The organism is Marivibrio halodurans (assembly GCF_017963645.1).
GTDB lineage: Bacteria > Pseudomonadota > Alphaproteobacteria > UBA8366 > Aestuariispiraceae > Marivibrio > Marivibrio halodurans.
Genome location: NZ_JAGMWN010000003.1, coordinates 390,742 through 406,859, shown reverse-complemented (window position 1 = coordinate 406,859; position 16,118 = coordinate 390,742). Strand labels below are relative to the sequence as shown.

Annotated in this window: 15 protein-coding genes; 8 read left to right on the top strand and 7 right to left on the bottom strand. The window is 66.7% G+C overall.

The window, feature by feature from the left end; all coding sequences use genetic code 11:
* The first annotated feature begins 75 nt into the window (after positions 1-75).
* The 6 genes from KAJ83_RS08715 (at position 76) to ppdK (ending at position 7,396) form a co-directional block, all read left to right on the top strand.
* The gene (locus tag KAJ83_RS08715) at positions 76-930 is read left to right on the top strand and encodes a S49 family peptidase (protein ID WP_210681652.1); all 855 of its coding nucleotides are present in this window, start codon (positions 76-78) and stop codon (positions 928-930) included.
* Positions 931-986: 56 nt separating this feature from the next.
* Positions 987-1,268 carry a hypothetical protein gene (locus KAJ83_RS08710; protein ID WP_210681651.1) on the top strand — a complete coding sequence of 94 codons (282 nt, stop codon included), beginning with the start codon at positions 987-989 and terminating at the stop codon, positions 1,266-1,268.
* Between the two features lie 132 nt (positions 1,269-1,400).
* Positions 1,401-2,327 carry a glycine--tRNA ligase subunit alpha gene (locus KAJ83_RS08705; protein ID WP_210681650.1) on the top strand — a complete coding sequence of 309 codons (927 nt, stop codon included), beginning with the start codon at positions 1,401-1,403 and terminating at the stop codon, positions 2,325-2,327.
* A gap of 2 nt (positions 2,328-2,329) precedes the next feature.
* Entirely contained in the window at positions 2,330-2,530 is a 201-nt protein-coding gene (locus tag KAJ83_RS08700) for a hypothetical protein (RefSeq protein WP_210681649.1), read from the top strand.
* Entirely contained in the window at positions 2,523-4,688 is a 2,166-nt protein-coding gene (glyS, locus tag KAJ83_RS08695; RefSeq protein WP_343221974.1) for a glycine--tRNA ligase subunit beta, read from the top strand. Before KAJ83_RS08700 ends, glyS begins: the two co-directional genes overlap by 8 nt.
* 17 nt (positions 4,689-4,705) lie before the next feature.
* Positions 4,706-7,396 (top strand): pyruvate, phosphate dikinase, encoded by a 2,691-nt coding sequence (gene ppdK / locus KAJ83_RS08690; protein WP_210681647.1) that lies wholly within the window; start codon positions 4,706-4,708, stop codon positions 7,394-7,396.
* Between the two features lie 33 nt (positions 7,397-7,429).
* On the opposite strand, the gene KAJ83_RS08685 is transcribed toward ppdK, so the two are convergent.
* Positions 7,430-7,909 carry a GNAT family N-acetyltransferase gene (locus KAJ83_RS08685; protein WP_210681646.1) on the bottom strand — a complete coding sequence of 160 codons (480 nt, stop codon included), beginning with the start codon at positions 7,907-7,909 and terminating at the stop codon, positions 7,430-7,432.
* Between the two features lie 295 nt (positions 7,910-8,204).
* On the opposite strand from KAJ83_RS08685, the gene KAJ83_RS08680 reads away from it, so the two are divergent.
* Complete coding sequence (locus KAJ83_RS08680) at positions 8,205-9,173, top strand: response regulator (RefSeq protein WP_210681645.1); 969 nt, start codon at positions 8,205-8,207, stop codon at positions 9,171-9,173.
* 78 nt (positions 9,174-9,251) lie between these two features.
* Here KAJ83_RS08680 and KAJ83_RS19515 read toward each other — a convergent pair whose 3' ends face one another.
* Complete coding sequence (locus KAJ83_RS19515) at positions 9,252-9,617, bottom strand: helix-turn-helix domain-containing protein (RefSeq protein WP_210681644.1); 366 nt, start codon at positions 9,615-9,617, stop codon at positions 9,252-9,254.
* A 283-nt stretch (positions 9,618-9,900) separates the two neighbouring features.
* Between KAJ83_RS19515 and KAJ83_RS08670 the strand changes: the two genes are divergently transcribed.
* On the top strand, positions 9,901-10,431 hold the full coding sequence (locus KAJ83_RS08670) for a helix-turn-helix domain-containing protein (protein WP_210681643.1): 531 nt from the start codon (positions 9,901-9,903) through the stop codon (positions 10,429-10,431).
* Between the two features lie 19 nt (positions 10,432-10,450).
* On the opposite strand, the gene pyrC is transcribed toward KAJ83_RS08670, so the two are convergent.
* From pyrC to KAJ83_RS08645, 5 genes are read right to left on the bottom strand one after another with little or no spacing between them, the layout of a single operon-like run.
* A complete protein-coding gene (gene pyrC / locus KAJ83_RS08665) occupies positions 10,451-11,488 on the bottom strand; it encodes a dihydroorotase (protein ID WP_210681642.1) in 1,038 nt (345 codons plus the stop codon).
* 6 nt (positions 11,489-11,494) lie between these two features.
* Positions 11,495-13,273, bottom strand: coding sequence for an asparagine synthase (glutamine-hydrolyzing) (gene asnB / locus KAJ83_RS08660; protein ID WP_210681641.1), 1,779 nt, complete (start codon positions 13,271-13,273; stop codon positions 11,495-11,497).
* Positions 13,273-14,328: a glycosyltransferase gene (locus KAJ83_RS08655; protein WP_210681640.1), complete on the bottom strand. Its 1,056-nt coding sequence runs from the start codon at positions 14,326-14,328 to the stop codon at positions 13,273-13,275. The genes asnB and KAJ83_RS08655 overlap by 1 nt, the downstream gene beginning before the upstream one ends.
* A 17-nt stretch (positions 14,329-14,345) precedes the next feature.
* On the bottom strand, positions 14,346-15,110 hold the full coding sequence (locus KAJ83_RS08650; RefSeq protein ID WP_210681639.1) for a glycosyltransferase family 2 protein: 765 nt from the start codon (positions 15,108-15,110) through the stop codon (positions 14,346-14,348).
* Positions 15,107-16,093, bottom strand: a complete 987-nt coding sequence (locus KAJ83_RS08645; protein WP_210681638.1) for a glycosyltransferase family 9 protein — start codon at positions 16,091-16,093, stop codon at positions 15,107-15,109. Before KAJ83_RS08645 ends, KAJ83_RS08650 begins: the two co-directional genes overlap by 4 nt.
* Positions 16,094-16,118 lie beyond the last annotated feature (25 nt).

Genomic DNA, 16,118 nt, shown 5'->3' with positions numbered 1-16,118 from the left:
CGCGCGACGGCGCCCGCCCCTTGAACCGGCGCGTGGGCTGCGCCATCTCCTCAGTCGATCAATCAAGGAGATTTCATGCGAGTTCCCTTCACGCGTGGCGGACCTACCGTCGCGGTTCTTCGTCTGACGGGTGTGATCGCCGCCGGCGCGGGGCTCGGCCGAAAGGGGCTGAGCCTTGACGGGCTGGCGGCGCCGATCCAGCGGGCCTTCAACGCGCGGGGCGTGAGGGCGGTGGCGCTGGCGGTAAACTCGCCCGGCGGCAGCCCGGTGCAATCCGCGCTGATCGCCGCGCGCATCCGCCAATGGGCGGAGCAGAAGGACCTGCCGGTCTATGCCTTCTGCGAGGACGCGGCCGCCTCCGGCGGCTATTGGCTCGCCTGCGCGGCGGATCATGTCTATGCCATGCCGGGCTCCATCGTCGGGTCGATCGGCGTGGTATCCTCCGGCTTCGGCTTCCAGGAGGCGATCGGTAAGCTCGGCATCGAGCGGCGGGTCCACACGGCCGGGGAGAAGAAGGCCATCCTGGACCCCTTCCGGCCCGAGAAGCCGGAGGAGGTGGAGCGCCTGAAATCGATCCAGCGCGAACTGCACGGCCAATTCATAGACTGGGTGAAGGAACGGCGCGGCGGCCGCCTTCAGGCGTCCGACGAGGAGCTATTCACCGGCGAGTTCTGGACCGGCGCCAAGGGCAAGGACCTCGGCCTCGTGGACGAGATCGGCGAGATGCGGGAGACCTTGCGCAAGATCTTCGGCGACAAGACCCGGTTCCGCCTGATGAATCCACCGAAGGGCCGCTTCGCCCGCATGTTCGGCGGCGAACTCGGCGGTGCGTTGGCGGGATCGTCGGTCGGTGGCTTCGGGCATGATCTCGCCGACGGGCTGGTCACGGCGGCGGAGGAACGGGCGCATTGGTCGCGGCTGGGTCTTTAGGGGTGGGCCGCGTGGCGCGCTTGACCCGGCCGCTCAACGCCCGCTAAATCGCGCGCATGTTCGGATTCTCCTTCACCAAGCTTCTCGTCCTGGCGGCGATCGTCGCGGCGGTCTGGTACGGCTTCAAATATGTCGGCCGTCTGGAACGCATGCAGAAGGGCGAGCGCAAGACGGGCGAGCGCTCCTTCACCGAGCGTCTGCGCAAGGCGACCCGCGCCAAGGACGGCGCGCCGGGCGAGGCGGGCCGTATCGAGGATACCGAGCAGTGTCCGAAATGCAGCGCCTATGTCCTGGTCGAGGGGGTGGAGAATTGCGGCCGGCCGGGCTGTCCATATTGATCGGCGCGGCCGCGCGTCACGGGGTATGTCCACGCGGTTGATTCCCCCCAACATGACCGATATGTTGCGCCGCACCTTGGCAGGCCGACACCGGCGGTTACCCGCCCGTAGAGCAGGACGACGCCTTATCCCATGGCCGAGACCATCCAAAGTCCCGCGCCGCCCGCGCGGCCAGACAGCGTCATCGCGCGTCTCGGCATCCCGCCCGAGGCGACGCTTCAGAACATCATCCTGACCCTCCACCGTTATTGGTCGGATCGGGGCTGCGTCATCCTGCAGCCTTATGACATGGAGGTCGGGGCCGGCACCTTCCATTGGGCGACGACCCTGCGCTCGCTCGGCTCGAAGCCTTGGATGGCGGCCTATGTGCAGCCGTCCCGCCGGCCGACGGACGGGCGCTATGGCGAGAACCCCAACCGGCTGCAGCATTATTACCAGTATCAGGTGCTGATGAAGCCCTCCCCGGCGGACAGCCAGGATCTCTATCTCGGCTCGCTGGAGGCGATCGGCATCGACCCGTCGGTGCACGACATCCGCTTCGTCGAGGATGATTGGGAAAGCCCGACGCTCGGCGCCTGGGGCCTTGGCTGGGAGGTCTGGTGCGACGGGATGGAGGTGAGCCAGTTCACCTATTTCCAGCAGGTCGGCGGCTTCGATTGCAATCCGGTCTCGACGGAACTGACCTATGGGCTCGAACGTCTCGCGATGTATGTGCAGGGGGTCGAGAACGTCTACGACCTCGCCTTCAACGAGACGATGACCTATGGCGATATCTATCATCAGGCGGAGGTCGAGTATTCCCGCCATAATTTCGAACTGGCCGACACCGACATGGTGCTGCGCCATTTCGTGGACGCGGAGGCCGAATGCGCGCGTCTCGTCGACGGGGGGGTGGCACTGCCCGCCTATGATCAATGTCTTAAGGCGAGCCATCTCTTCAATCTTCTGGATGCGCGCGGCGTGATCTCGGTGACCGAGCGGCAGGCCTATATCGGCCGGGTGCGCGCGCTGGCCAAGGCGTGCGCGGAAGCGTGGCTGAAAAGCCAGGGGGAGCTTTAAGCATGTCCGGAACCCGCGCGGCGGCCGAGATGTCGGTCGCGTCGAAACCGTCGCCCATCCCGCCCCGTCCCCGTGAAGAGGCGCGGGCCCCGGGCGGAAAGGCGTCCGGCACCCTGCCGCTGCCCCTGACCGGCGGTGGCCATGGGCGCGGTTGGTACCGTCTGCCCCTGGCGCGGGCGATGGAGAACCGGCGCCGTGGCTGAACTTCTGATCGAGTTGTTCTCGGAGGAAATTCCGGCGCGCATGCAACGTCCGGCGGCGGAGGATTTACGCCGCCTCGTCACCGACGCCTTGAAGGCGGCCAATCTGGAGCATGGCGAGACGCGTTGTTTCTGGACGCCGCGTCGCCTGACGCTCGTCATCGACGGCCTGCCGGAGAAGCAGCCGGACCTGAAGGAAGAGAAGAAGGGTCCCAAGGTCGGCGCGCCGGACAAGGCGGTCGAGGGATTCCTGAAATCCGCCGGCCTCGACAGCCTCGACCAGTGCGAGCAGCGCGAGACCCCGAAGGGCCCCGTCTGGTTCGCCGTGATCGAGAAGACCGGCGGCGCCACGGCCGACGTGCTGCCGGGGATCGTTCGTTCTGCTATACGTGGAGTGTATTGGCCAAAATCTATGCGTTGGGGTGAAGGGCAATTTCGTTGGGTTCGCCCTCTTCACCAAGTGTTGGCGGTATTTCATGGTGAAAAGCTAGAGATTCCAACGATAAACAGGCGAAATCTTTCTGAGATAGAAAGGCTTGATGCTTGGGAAAGACTTGATGACGGTGTTTCCGAGTCTGAGAAAATTCAGATAGTGGCGGAATCGATTGGACATAGGTTTTTGGGCGAGGGAAGTTTTAAGGTTTCCGGCTTTGACGATTACGCGGCGAAACTGCGTGACGCCTACGTTCTGCTCGACCCCGAGGAGCGCAAGCAGTCGATCCAGGATCAGATCCGCACCGCCGCCGACCGCGAAGGGCTGACGGTGAAGGAGGATCCGGCGCTGCTCGACGAGGTGACGAACCTCGTCGAATGGCCGGTGGTGCTGGTCGGGCGGATCGACGACGATTTCATGGACGTCCCGGACGAGGCGCTGACGGCCTCCATGCGCGGGCATCAGAAGTATTTCTCGTTGTTGCGTCCGGACGGCACGCTGGCGCCGCGCTTCGCGGTCGTCGCCAACATGGAGACGGCGGACGAGGGCGCGCGCATCCGTGCCGGGAACGAGCGCGTGCTGCGCGCGCGGCTGGCGGATGCCAAGTTCTTCTGGGACCAGGATCTCTCGACCAAGCTGGAGGACCGGCTGCCGAAGCTCGGCAAGGTGATCTTCCATGCCAAGCTCGGCACCGTCGCGGAGCGGGTGGAGCGTATCGCCTCGCTGGCCGAGGTGATCGCCGGCCATGTCGAGAAGTGTCCGGCGAACGAGGCACGCCGCGCCGCGCGCCTGTCCAAGGCCGACCTCGTCTCCGAGATGGTGGGCGAGTTTCCGGAGCTGCAAGGCATCATGGGCCGCTATTACGCGCTGGCCCAGAACGAGCCGGAGAGCGTGGCCCGCGCCATCGCCGAGCATTATTCGCCCGCCGGCCCGAACGACGCCTGCCCGTCGGCCCCGGTCTCGACCGCCCTGGCACTGGCGGAGAAGATCGACACGCTGGTCGGCTTCTGGCTGATCGACGAGAAGCCGACGGGCTCCAAGGATCCGTTCGCGCTGCGCCGCGCCGCGCTGGGCATCATCCGGATCGTGCTGGAAAACGGGGTGCGCCTGCCCTTGACGCACTTGATCGCGGAGGCGGCGGCGCTCTATGCCGAGCAACCTCATGTCGAAGGCGACGTGCGGGATTTGTCGGAGCTTTCGGCCGATCTTCTCGGCTTCTTCGCCGATCGGATGAAGGCGCATTATCGCAGCCAGGGCTTGCGTCACGATGTGGTCTCCGCCGTCTTCGCGCTGAAGGCGGAGGACGATCTGCTGCGCCTGTCCGCGCGGGTGGCGGCGCTGACCCGCTTCGTGGAGAGCGAGGACGGCGCCAACCTGCTGACCGCCTATCGCCGCGCCGCCAACATCCTGAAGGCGGAGGAGAAGAAGGACGATATCTCCTATGGCGCGCGCGCGGTGGACCGCGACGCCCTTAAGCTGGGGGCGGAAAAGTCGCTGGCGCATGCGCTGGAGGAGACCGGCCGGTTGGTCGCGCGCGCGATCGAGGGCGAGGATTTCGAGGCCGCGATGCGCGCCCTGGCGGCATTGCGCCGTCCGGTGGACGGCTTCTTCGACGATGTGACCGTGAATGCGGAGCAGGCGGATCTGCGCGCCAATCGTCTGGCGCTCCTGGCCCGTATCCGGACGGTGATGGGAAATGTCGCGGATTTCTCCGCGATCGAAGGGTGAAGGTGAAGGGTGAAGCGATGACGAAATGGGTCTACAGCTTCGGGGACGGCGCGGCGGAAGGCCGGGCCGACATGCGCAATCTCCTGGGCGGCAAGGGCGCCAACCTGGCCGAGATGTCGAATATCGGTCTACCGGTCCCGCCCGGTTTCACCATCACGACGGAGGTCTGCACCTATTATTACGCCAATGGCGAATCCTATCCGGAAAGCCTGAAGTCGGAGGTCGAGGCCGGGCTGGCGAAGGTCGAGGCGACCGTCGGGGCCACGTTCGGCGATGCCTCGAATCCGCTCCTGGTTTCCGTCCGCTCGGGCGCGCGGGTTTCCATGCCGGGGATGATGGATACCGTCCTCAATCTTGGCCTCAACGACGAGACGACGGCCGGCCTCGCCCGGCATTCGGGCGACGAACGCTTCGCCTATGACAGCTACCGCCGCTTCATCCAGATGTATTCCGACGTCGTCCTCGGCGTGGAGCATCATCTGTTCGAGGAAGCGCTGGAGGTCGTGAAGGAGGACAAGGGCGCGATTCTCGATACGGAACTCGACGCGCCGGACCTGCAGCGTCTGATCACCGATTATAAGAAAATCGTCGAGGATGAGCTGGGCCGCCCCTTCCCGGAGGACCCGAAGGAACAGCTTTGGGGGGCGATCGGCGCCGTCTTCGGCTCCTGGCAGACGGCGCGCGCGGTGACCTATCGCCGCCTGCACGATATTCCCGAGGCGTGGGGCACGGCGGTGAACGTCCAGGCCATGGTGTTCGGCAATATGGGCGACGATTGCGCGACCGGCGTCGCCTTCACGCGCGACCCCTCCACCGGCGAGAACATCTTCTACGGCGAATATCTGGTGAACGCCCAGGGCGAGGATGTCGTCGCCGGCATCCGCACGCCGCAGCATCTGACCATCGCGGGCCGGGAAAAGCAGGGCAGCGACCTGCCGGCGATGGAGGAGACGATGCCGGACGTCTTCCGTCAGCTCGACGAGGTGCGCGCCAATCTCGAGGCGCATTACCGCGACATGCAGGATATCGAGTTCACGGTCCAGAAGCAGAAGCTCTGGATGTTGCAGACCCGGGCCGGCAAGCGCACCAGCCAGGCCGCCATCAAGATCGCCTGCGACATGGTCGAGGAAGGGCTGATCGACGAGGAGACGGCGGTGATGCGGGTGGAGCCGCAGTCGCTGGACCAGATTCTCCATCCGCGCCTCGACCCCAAGGCGGAGCGCAAGGTGATCGCGAAGGGGCTGCCGGCCTCGCCCGGGGCGGCGGCCGGTGTCGTCGTCTTCACGGCGGACGAGGCGGAGAAGCTCGCCCAGGAAGGCCATCAGGTCATGCTGGTGCGGGTCGAGACCTCGCCGGAGGATATCCATGGCATGCATGCCGCCCAGGGCATTCTTACGACGCGCGGCGGCATGACCAGCCATGCCGCCGTGGTCGCGCGCGGCATGGGGCGGCCTTGCGTCGCGGGCGCGGGCGAAATCCGGGTGGACTACAAGGGCGGCGCCTTTTCCATCGCCGGCGTCACGGTGAAGGCGGGCGATTGGATCACCATCGACGGATCGACCGGCGAGGTGATCGAGGGCCGGGTTCCGACCGTCGATCCGGAGTTGTCGGGTGATTTCGCCCGGGTCATGGGCTGGGCCGACGCGGCGCGGCGCCTGAAGGTGCGCGCCAATGCCGAGACGCCGGAGGATGTCTCCACCGCCGCCAAGTTCGGCGCCGAGGGTATCGGCCTGTGCCGCACGGAGCATATGTTCTTCGAGGCCGACCGCATCGTCGCCATGCGCGAGATGATCCTGGCCAGCGACGAGGCGGGGCGGCGCCACGCCCTCGGCCGCATCCTGCCGATGCAGCGGGCCGATTTCGTCGAGATCTTCAAGCTGATGCGCGGCAAGCCGGTGACGATCCGTCTGCTCGACCCGCCGCTGCACGAGTTCCTGCCGCGCGAGCCGGCGGAATTCGAGGAGGTCGCGCGCGCGACCGGCGTGCCGGTGGAGCGGGTGGAGGCCCGCGCCGCCGCGCTGCACGAGACCAACCCGATGCTGGGCCATCGCGGGTGCCGGTTGCTCAACAGCTACCCGGAAATCTGCGAGATGCAGGCCCGCGCGATCTTCGAGGCCGCGACCGCGGTCGGCGAGGAGACGGGCGCTCCGCCGCTGTGCGAGGTGATGATCCCGCTGGTCGGCATCAAGAAGGAACTCGATCTGCTGAAGGCCGTGGTCGACAAGGTCGCCAAGGCGGTCGAGGCGGAGACGGGCACGGCCCCCAACTATGTCGTCGGCACGATGATCGAACTGCCGCGCGCCGCGCTGACCGCGAACCATATCGCGGAGACAGCGGAGTTCTTCTCCTTCGGCACCAACGATCTGACGCAGACGACCTACGGTCTCAGCCGCGACGACGCTTCCGCCTTCCTCACCAATTACGAGAAGCGCGGCATCGTCGAGCAGGACCCCTTCCAGACGCTGGATCAGGCCGGCGTCGGGGAGTTGATCGAGATCGCCGTGGAGCGCGGGCGTGGGACGCGTCCCGATATCAAGCTCGGCATTTGCGGCGAACATGGCGGCGATCCGTCCTCGGTCGGTTTCTGCGAACGGGTCGGGCTGGATTATGTCTCTTGCTCGCCCTTCCGGGTGCCGATCGCGCGCCTCGCCGCCGCCCAGGCCGCGATCCGCGCGCGGAAGCACGCGGCGGAGAAAGCGACCGCGTAGGCCCGTATCAGAGCCCGAGGTGTCCGTCTTCCGTCAATCGAGTCCCGCGTCGCGATACATCGTGATGCGGCCCGACTCGCTGAATCCCAGCTTACGGTAGAAGCGGGTCAGGCCCTGCGCGCGCTCCGCCTCGGGCGTGATGATCAGGATGATCTCCTCCGCGCCACGCACGCGCGCCCATTCCATGATGTTGACGACGAGGCGCCGGGCCAGCCCGCGTCCGCGATGGGCGGGATCGACATAAAGATCCTCGACCTCCGCCGCCCAGCCGAACTCGATCCCGAAGGTGAGGGTGGCCGATGCCATGCCGATGGGCACGCCCTCATGGGGCGCGACAAGGATGCGGGCTCGGTCGTCCCGCAGCATGGTCGCCAGATTGCGGCGGATGCGCGCCGGATCGGCGGCAATGCCGTCCTCGCGGTAGAACGCGGTGTAGAGGTCCGTAAGCGCCTCGATATCACCGGGCCGGGCCGCGCGTGGTCGCGCCTCGTCCCCGATTTCGCGTGCCGTCATGGTGGTGAGCCTTTCGGAAAAGCCGGTTCTCCAGGGCTGTCTTCAGAGATGTTCCAGGGTATCGGCACGATGGGAGGAGCAAGAATGGCATGGGCGTCCCGTCGCGGAAAGTATTCGCCATTTCGTCATTTTTGTGCGGCGGGGAAGATGCTTCCGGTCGGATTTACGGTTATAGTCGCGGGTGAGGGGGCCGCCCGCCGAGCCGTCGGGTTGGTTATGGGGGTACGGCCCGTCCGGCCGACGCCCCTCGCGGAGGGGCGGGCCATGATGCATGGTTTGAGGGTGTCGGGCGATCATGGCCATTTTCGAGCAACGGCAGAAGAATGGCTTCGCGGCCAGCGCCCGAATTCTCTTCGGAGAGCCGGAGGGTTCCCTACGGCAGGCCCTGCGAACGGCCTTGAGCCGGGAAGGGTTCGAGGGAATCGTCGATTTCGATCGGACCAAGAGCCTGCGGGAGGCAGTCCTGAAGGCCCAGCCGGATCTGCTGATTCTCGATTCGGAAATGGATTCCGGGGCCGCCGACGCGATGATTCAGGAAATCCGGCACGGTAAGTTGGGTGAGAATCCCTTCGTGCCCGTCATCGTGACGATCTGGGAGCCGACCCAATCCGTCGTTCGTCGCGTCGCGTCCAGCGGGACCGACGATATCATGGTGAAACCGTTGAGCCCGGGACAGATACTGGAGCGTATCCGTGTCCTCGTGCGCGCGCGTAAGCCCTTCGTGGTGACCAGCGACTATATCGGTCCCGACCGGCGGAAGGACGAATCCCGGCCAAGCGATATTCCGCGCATCGACGTGCCGAATACGTTGCGCGCGAAGATTCGGGGAGAGCAGATAGACCGCGCCGAACTTGCGCGCGCGATCGAGGAGGCACAGCGGTCGATCAACGACCAGAAGCTGAAACGTAATGCCTTCCAGATCGCCTTCCTGGTCGAGATCGTGCTGCCGGAATTTCGCAAGTCAGGGATTTCCGCGACCCTGCTCAACGGGCTGGAGAGGTTGACCGAGGTCGGCCGCGACACGGCGGAGCGGGTAAAGGATACCAAATGGACCCATGTCTCCGATTTGTGCACCTCCCTCATTCGCGTTACCGCGTCGATACGCGAGACGGTGGAGCAGCCGGAGAAGAAAGAGGTCGATTTGCTAAAACCTCTCTCGGAAGCAATCGTCGTGGCGCTTCACCCGGACGAGAGTTCGGCCGCCATCTCGAACGAGATCGCGAACGCGGTGGCCGGTTATAAGAAGCGCGGCGGCGACCTGTAGGGTCCGACGATATCATATCCCCGGAACCGGGCGCGGTGCGCCGCCGCTATCTTCATGCCGCAGGCGTCGGGGCGCGGGTCATGCCTCCGCGCGGGCCATGCTCTTCACGACCTTGCGCAGCGTGTCGCGCATATTCTGGTCGGGGATCGCGGCCCAATCGCGGGCCACCTTGGAGGCTTCCTTGTCCAGCGGTGCCGTCTCCGGCTCCTCGCCCTGGGGGGAGACGCCGACGAAGAGGTGCGCCAGCGGCACGTTCAAGGCGGTCGCGATCTGGACGAGGCGCGATGCGCCCATGCGGTTGGCCCCGTTCTCATATTTCTGAATTTGCTGAAAGCTCACCCCGAGCGCCTCGCCCAGCTTGGTCTGGGACATGCCGGCCCGGATGCGCAACTCGCGTACTCGTCCCCCGACCGCCACGTCGACGGGATGCTTGCCATTCGCCATTGATGCAACTCCTTCTTGTGGCCCGCATCCGAGAATCCGTAAAGACCCGTCGCGATGCGAAAAAGCGGGAGGAGCGTCTCGCCTTCGATGGTCGCGGCATGAAAATCTCATGCACGCATATGGAGCGGCGACCACCCGCAGATATGCAAAACACCCCCTGTTGGTTGGTGGAGATTATCCGCATATTTGCGTATAATCAATGCATAGATGTTTCGATATAGTCTTATTCGCGCGGATGGCTTGTGTCATAATAGTGAGAAGTGTCGGGGGAGGATTATCGTTGATGGATTTGGATTCCGCTGGGCTTGGCGACCGGTTGCGGCAGGTGTGCGCGCTGATCGGGTCGAAGAAGGCAGCCGCCGACGCCATGGGTGTGTCGGAGGATATGATCTATCGCTATTTGAAAGGGGAGACGAAACCGCCCCTGATGCCGATCGTCGCGTTGTGCGAGCGTGCGGGCGTTCGCGTCGATTGGCTGGCGAGCGGCCGCCATCCTGTCTTCGCGGAGGATGGAGTGGCTGATCCCCCGCCGGCCGAGGATGTGCGCCCGGTAGCGTCGATGGGAGGCGCGTCGTCGCCGGCGAGGCCGCGGGCCGGCCTCATGGAGGATGAAATCGTCCCCGACGCCATGCCGGATCCGGTTCTGCTTGCCGAGGCGGTGACCGTGTTGGAGGAAGAGCTCGGCAAGCTCGGTTTCGTGCTGGATGCGGCGCTGAAGGGCAGGGCCGTCGCGCTGCTTTATCAGTTCCTGCTCGTGGGGCCCCCCGATTCCAATCGCGAACGCTTCGCCCGCGATCTGCTGCGCAGTCTCTGAACGGTCGGATCGGCGCGGATCAGCGCAAGCGCCAGGCCAGGGTTTCGCCCGACCGGAACGGGCGAATGCGCGTGGCCTCGTCGATCGAGATTTCATCGGGGACCACGGTTTCCTCTCGGTACAGCGTGACCGTGGCCTGGTTGACCGGCAGACCGTAGAAGGCCGGACCGTTCAGGCTGGCGAAGGATTCGAGCCGGTCGAGCGCATTGTCCTCCTCGAAGACCTGGGCATAGAGTTCGACCGCCGTCGGGGCGCTGAAGATGCCGGCGCAGCCGCAGGAGCTCTCCTTCGCGCCGATCGGGTGGGGCGCGCTGTCGGTGCCGAGGAACACGCGCGGGTGGCCCGAGGTCGCGAGCGCACGGATCGCCAGCCTATGTATCTCCCGCTTGGCGATCGGCAGGCAATAGAGATGCGGTCGGATACCGCCCCGGAAAATGTCCGTGCGGTTGATCATCAGGTGATGTGGCGTGATCGTCGCGGCCAGCGTCTCGCCGCCTTGGCGCACGGTCTCCGCCGCCTCCGCCGTGGTGATATGCTCCAGCACGATTTTGAGATCCGGCAGGCGGTCCATCAGCGGCTTCAGCGTGCGTTCGATGAAGACGGCCTCGCGGTCGAAGATATCGATCTCCGCGTCGGTCACCTCGCCATGGACGAGAAGCGGCATGCCGATTTCCGCCATGCGCCGCAGCACGGGCATGATCGCCGCGATATCGGTGACACCGCTGTCGGAATTTGTCGTGGCGCCGGCGGGGTAGAGCTTGGCCGCCGTGATGACGCCTGCCTCATGTCCCGCCGCCAGATCGTCCGGATCCGTCTTGTCCGTGAGATAGGCGGTCATCAGAGGGGTGAAATCCGCGCCTGCCGGGATGGCCGCGACGATTCGGTCGCGATAGGCGGTGATCAGTTCCGTCGTCGTCGCGGGCGGCACGAGATTCGGCATGATGATGGCGCGCGCGAATTGTCGCGCCGTGTGCGGTACGACCGCATCCAGGATCGCCCCGTCGCGCACATGCAGGTGCCAGTCGTCGGGCCGGCGGATGGTCAAGCTCCCGGTCAATGTTCTCTACCCTTCCTCCAGCATGGCGAAGACATCGCGGCCGGTCGTCGGCCGCCGTTCGATCACCGCCGCATGCCACAAGGCATAGAAGAGCAGTGTCCAGGCCGCTTGCCCCTCGCGCCGGCCGTCGGCCTTCTCGAACAGGCCGGCGACCGCCTCCGGCTTGGCCACCGCCGCGACGGAGGCCTGGCGCGCCACCAGCGGGCCCAGGCGTCTGCCTTCCCGCGCGATCCATGGGCCGACCGGTACCTTGAAGCCGCGTTTGCGCGCGAAGGGGCGGGCCTCCGGCAGCCGGCGCTCAAGCCACTTGCGCAGCAACCATTTGCCGCGCGATCCCCGGATCTTCAGGCGATCGGGCAGGCGGAAGGCGGCGGCCGCCACCTCCGGATCGAGGAAGGGCGTGCGCCCCTCCAGCCCATGCGCCATCAGGCAACGGTCGAGCTTGGTCAGCAGATCGTTCGATAGCCAGTCGGCGCAATCGATCGCCTGCGCCGTTTGCAGGCGGTTGCGGCCCTCGCCCGCGCCGAGCGCCTCCTGCCCGGCGATCGCGTCGCGCCAGGGGCGCCCCTCCTCGCGCAATATGCCGAGGCCGTCGAACAACCCCCGGTGCCGGATGCCGCGCCCGCCCAGCCACCACGGCCGGCGGAGCGCGCGATAGCGGCCATAGCCGGCGAATAGCTCATCCCCACCCTCGCCGCAGAGCACGACCTTGAGGTCCTGGGCCGCGCGTTCGGCCAGCTTGTAGGTCGGCAGGATCGCATAGTCCGCCGCCGGGTCGTCCATCGCCTCGGCTATACGGGGCAGGGACTGCCAGAAATCCTCCTCGCAGAACTCGATCTCATGATGCTCCGCGCCCACATGGCGGGCCAGCATGCGGGCGTGATCGCGCTCGTCATGGACATGCCCGCCGGCGAAGCCGGCCGTATAGGCGACGACCGGCCGCTCGTTGAGCGCCGCCATCGTCGCCAGAATCGCGCTGGAGTCGACGCCACCGGAAAGAAACAGGCCATAGGGCACGTCGGAGCGCTGATGCATCGAAACGCTGTCGGTCAGCGCGCGGTCCAGGCGGTCGATCGCCGCGTCCTCGTCGATCGTCTCCGGCCCGCCGGGGGGCAGGGCATGGCGCAGGCGGCGTTCGATCACGCGACCGCGTTGGACGACGATGGTCTCGCCCGGCAGCACGCGGCGGATTCCCTGGATCGGCGTCGTCTCGCCGCAACCGAACTTCAGTTGCAGCATGACATGGCGCGCATCGTCGTCGATGCGCGGCCCCCCGGATACGAGCCCGGCGGCGATCAGGGCGCCGGGCTCGCTCGCGAAGGCGAAATGGCTATCGGTCTGCACATAATAGAGCGGCTTGATCCCGAAGGGATCGCGGCTCAACACCAACCGCCCGTCCGCGGACGGGTCGTGAATCGCGATGGCATACATGCCGCGCAGGCGCTCGGCGAAATCCAACCCATCGCGACGATAGAGATGCAGCGGTACCTCGCAATCGGACTGCGTCTTGAAGGGGGCCTGGTCCCCCATCTCGTCGCGAAGTTCGACATAGTTATAGATCTCGCCATTGGCGACGAGGGCGGCGCCGCCGGGCTCGTAAAGCGGTTGGTCGCCCGTCGCCAGATCGATGATGGCGAGACGCGTCTGGAGCAGCGCCACGCCGCCGGAGAGGTAGCGTCCCTCCCCATCCGGGCCGCGATGGGCAAGCGCCGTCAGCAACGCATCGAGCGCGTGTCCGTCCGGCGCGCTGCCGTCGCGCGTCATGATGCCGGCGATTCCACACATCAGCCGGCGCCGCCCATATCCGATGCCGCGCGCGCGGGTGCCTCGGGGCTGCCGGGCCTTACCCGTTCGAAGAAGTCCTGATAAGCGGCGACGACCGTCGCCTCGTCATAGCGGGATTGGAAGACTTCCCGCCCCTGGCTGGCCAAATCGACGCCGAGCGCCGGGTCCGCGATGACCCGTCCCGCCGCCCGGGCGAGCGCGTCCGCATCCTCGTTCGCCGCCAGAAGGCCGGTCCGGCCGTCCACGATCAATTGGCGCGGCCCCTGGGACGCGGCGGCGACGACCGGCACGCCGTGGGCCCAGGCCTCGATCACCATGTTGCCGAGCGGCTCGTGCCGCGAGGAGCAGAGGAAGATATCCGCGCTGGCGAAGAGGGCGGGCACGTCGGCGCGCCAGCCGAGGAACCGTACCCTGCCGGCGACGCCGAGTTCGCCGGCCAGGGCCTTGAGGCGCGCTTCCTCCGGCCCGATCCCGGCGATCCAGAGATAGGCGCCCGGCAATTGGGCAAGCGCGGCGAGCGCCACGTCGAATCCCTTGTTGCGATGCAGGCGCCCGAGGCACAGCAGCAGGGGCGCCTCGTCCGGCGTGTCGAGATCGGCCTTGTTGACGGGCGGCATCGCCTGGGCATCGACGAAATTCGGCAGGTACCAGACGCGGTCCTTGGGCCAGCCCTTGTCGATCAGATAGCGGCGTATATCCTCCGTATTGCCGATCAGATGATCGCACCGCCGATAATGCTTCAGATCGTAATAGCCGCCGAGGCGCGCCGCGAAGGTCCAGGGACCGGCGGGCGCGGCGCGGGTCGCCCGATTCATCCAGGTCAGCACGATATCCGGCCGGTAGCGCCGCGCCGCGCGCTTGAAGAGCCAGGGGCTGATGAAGTCCGGGCGGCCCCGGAAGGGCAGGGCGACCGTCTCCACCCCCGCGTCGCGCAGCAGATGCTCGCGCGGGGCATGGGTGCGGATGACGGCGAGTTGCTGCTGGCCCGCGCGGGCGAGCGCCGGCACGAGGCGGGTGAAGAAGGCCTCCGCCCCGCCGACAGGCGCACCCGCCATCGCTTGCAGGATCCGCGTCACTCGTCCTCCAGCGTCGCCTTGAGATAGGACAGGATGGGATAGAGACCGGCGAAGAGCGCGATCAGGAACCCGTACTTCCCTTCCTTATACCCTTTCCGGCCGACGTAACATTTGTAAAACCGCGAGAAGATACGCCGTACATTGCGGGCAAAGCCCACGCCATCCGGATTATCACGCAAGTCGCGGGCCTTCGCCGTGGTGTAGCGGTCGAGCCGCCGGATCATGTCGGAGATGTCGCGGTCCACGTAATGCAGGATGCGGTGCTGCAACCGTCGTTCCGGCCCGGTCAGTTCCAGGCCCGGATGCACCCGTTCCATGCCCCAGCGCTTGCTGTCCTTGCGCGATAGCCGCGCCGCCGCCGAGACGCCCCAGGCCGCGCCCCAGCCATGCCGGACCAGCCGGTCGCCGACATAATTGTCGAAGGGGATGAGGAAATAGCCGTCGTCATGCTGCGAAAGAGCGGCGCGGATTTCCTCCGCCAGGTCGGGCGTCACCCGTTCGTCCGCGTCGAGTTCCAGGATCCAGTCATGGGCGCAAGCCTCGCGTCCGGCGTTGCGGCGCGCGCCTTCGATATCCCAACTGCCCTCGACGATCCGGTCGGCGCGGCTCTCCGCGATCGCCTTGGACCCGTCGGTGCATTTGTCCAGCACGACGACAAGTTCATCCGCGAATGTCAGCGTGTCGAGGCATTGGGCGAGCTGTGCCTCCTCGTTATGCGCGACGACGAGGGCGGAGAGCTTGGCTGGTCCGGTGGCGGTCATCGCGGGCTCCCTTCCTCGCGCGCAGTGCGGGTCAGCAAATCGCGCGCGGCATCCTCCACCGTTTCCAGCGTCAGACCGCCCATCAGGCTGCCCGTCGTGCGGTGGTCGTAATCCGGGCCGCCGGTCAGGTCCCCGAAGCTTTCCGGCGTGCGGACATAGGCGGCATGCGGTCCCCAGGGGGCGTAGAGTTCGGTCTTGGACGGCCCGAACAACCCCAGCGTTGGCGTGCCCATCGCCGCCGCGATATGCATCAGGCCTGAATCATTGCCGACGAACAAGCGCGCCCGCTCCAGCAGCGCGGCGGCCGTCAGCAGGTCGATCCGCCCGACCAGATCGATGCGGCGCTCCGGCGGTATGGCGTCGAGCACGGGCGCGGCCTGCGCGTCTTCCCCCGGCCCGCCGAGGACGGCGACGCGCGCGCCGGGGAGCGGCCCATCCGTTGCGCACAGCCGGCCGGCCAGGGCCGCGAACCGCTCCGCCGGCCAGATCTTGCCGCGCCAATTCGCCGTGGGCGCGAGGGCGAGGATCGGCGGTCCCTCCGGCGCCAGCCGCGCGGCCTCGGCGCGCGCGGCGTCGGTCGGCCAGAGGGTAGGGGCGGGCGGGGCCGCCTCCCGCCCGATCATGCGGGCGAGAAGGTGCACGCGATGCAGCGGTCTGTTCGACTTCGGCACGATCAGGCGTCGGTCGGCGCGCAGGCAATAGGCCAGCGCGGAGCGGCGCAGATCCACGACCACATCCCAGCGCTGCCAGCCGACCCGCGCCAGAAGCCGGAACCAATGCAGCCCCCCCTTGCGCTTGTGCATGGGGATGACGCCCGCGAGGCCCGGCACCCCGGCGAAAAGTGGCGTGGAGGCCGGGCCGGCCGCGACCGTGACTTCCGGCATCCCGCCCTGGTCCCGGGCCTCCGCGATCAGATGCGCGAGCAAGCCGGTGGACAGCACCGCGTCGCCGATTCGATTGGAGGTGATGAAGAGCAGGCGCATGGTCCGAAGCGGCCTCGGTTGCTGG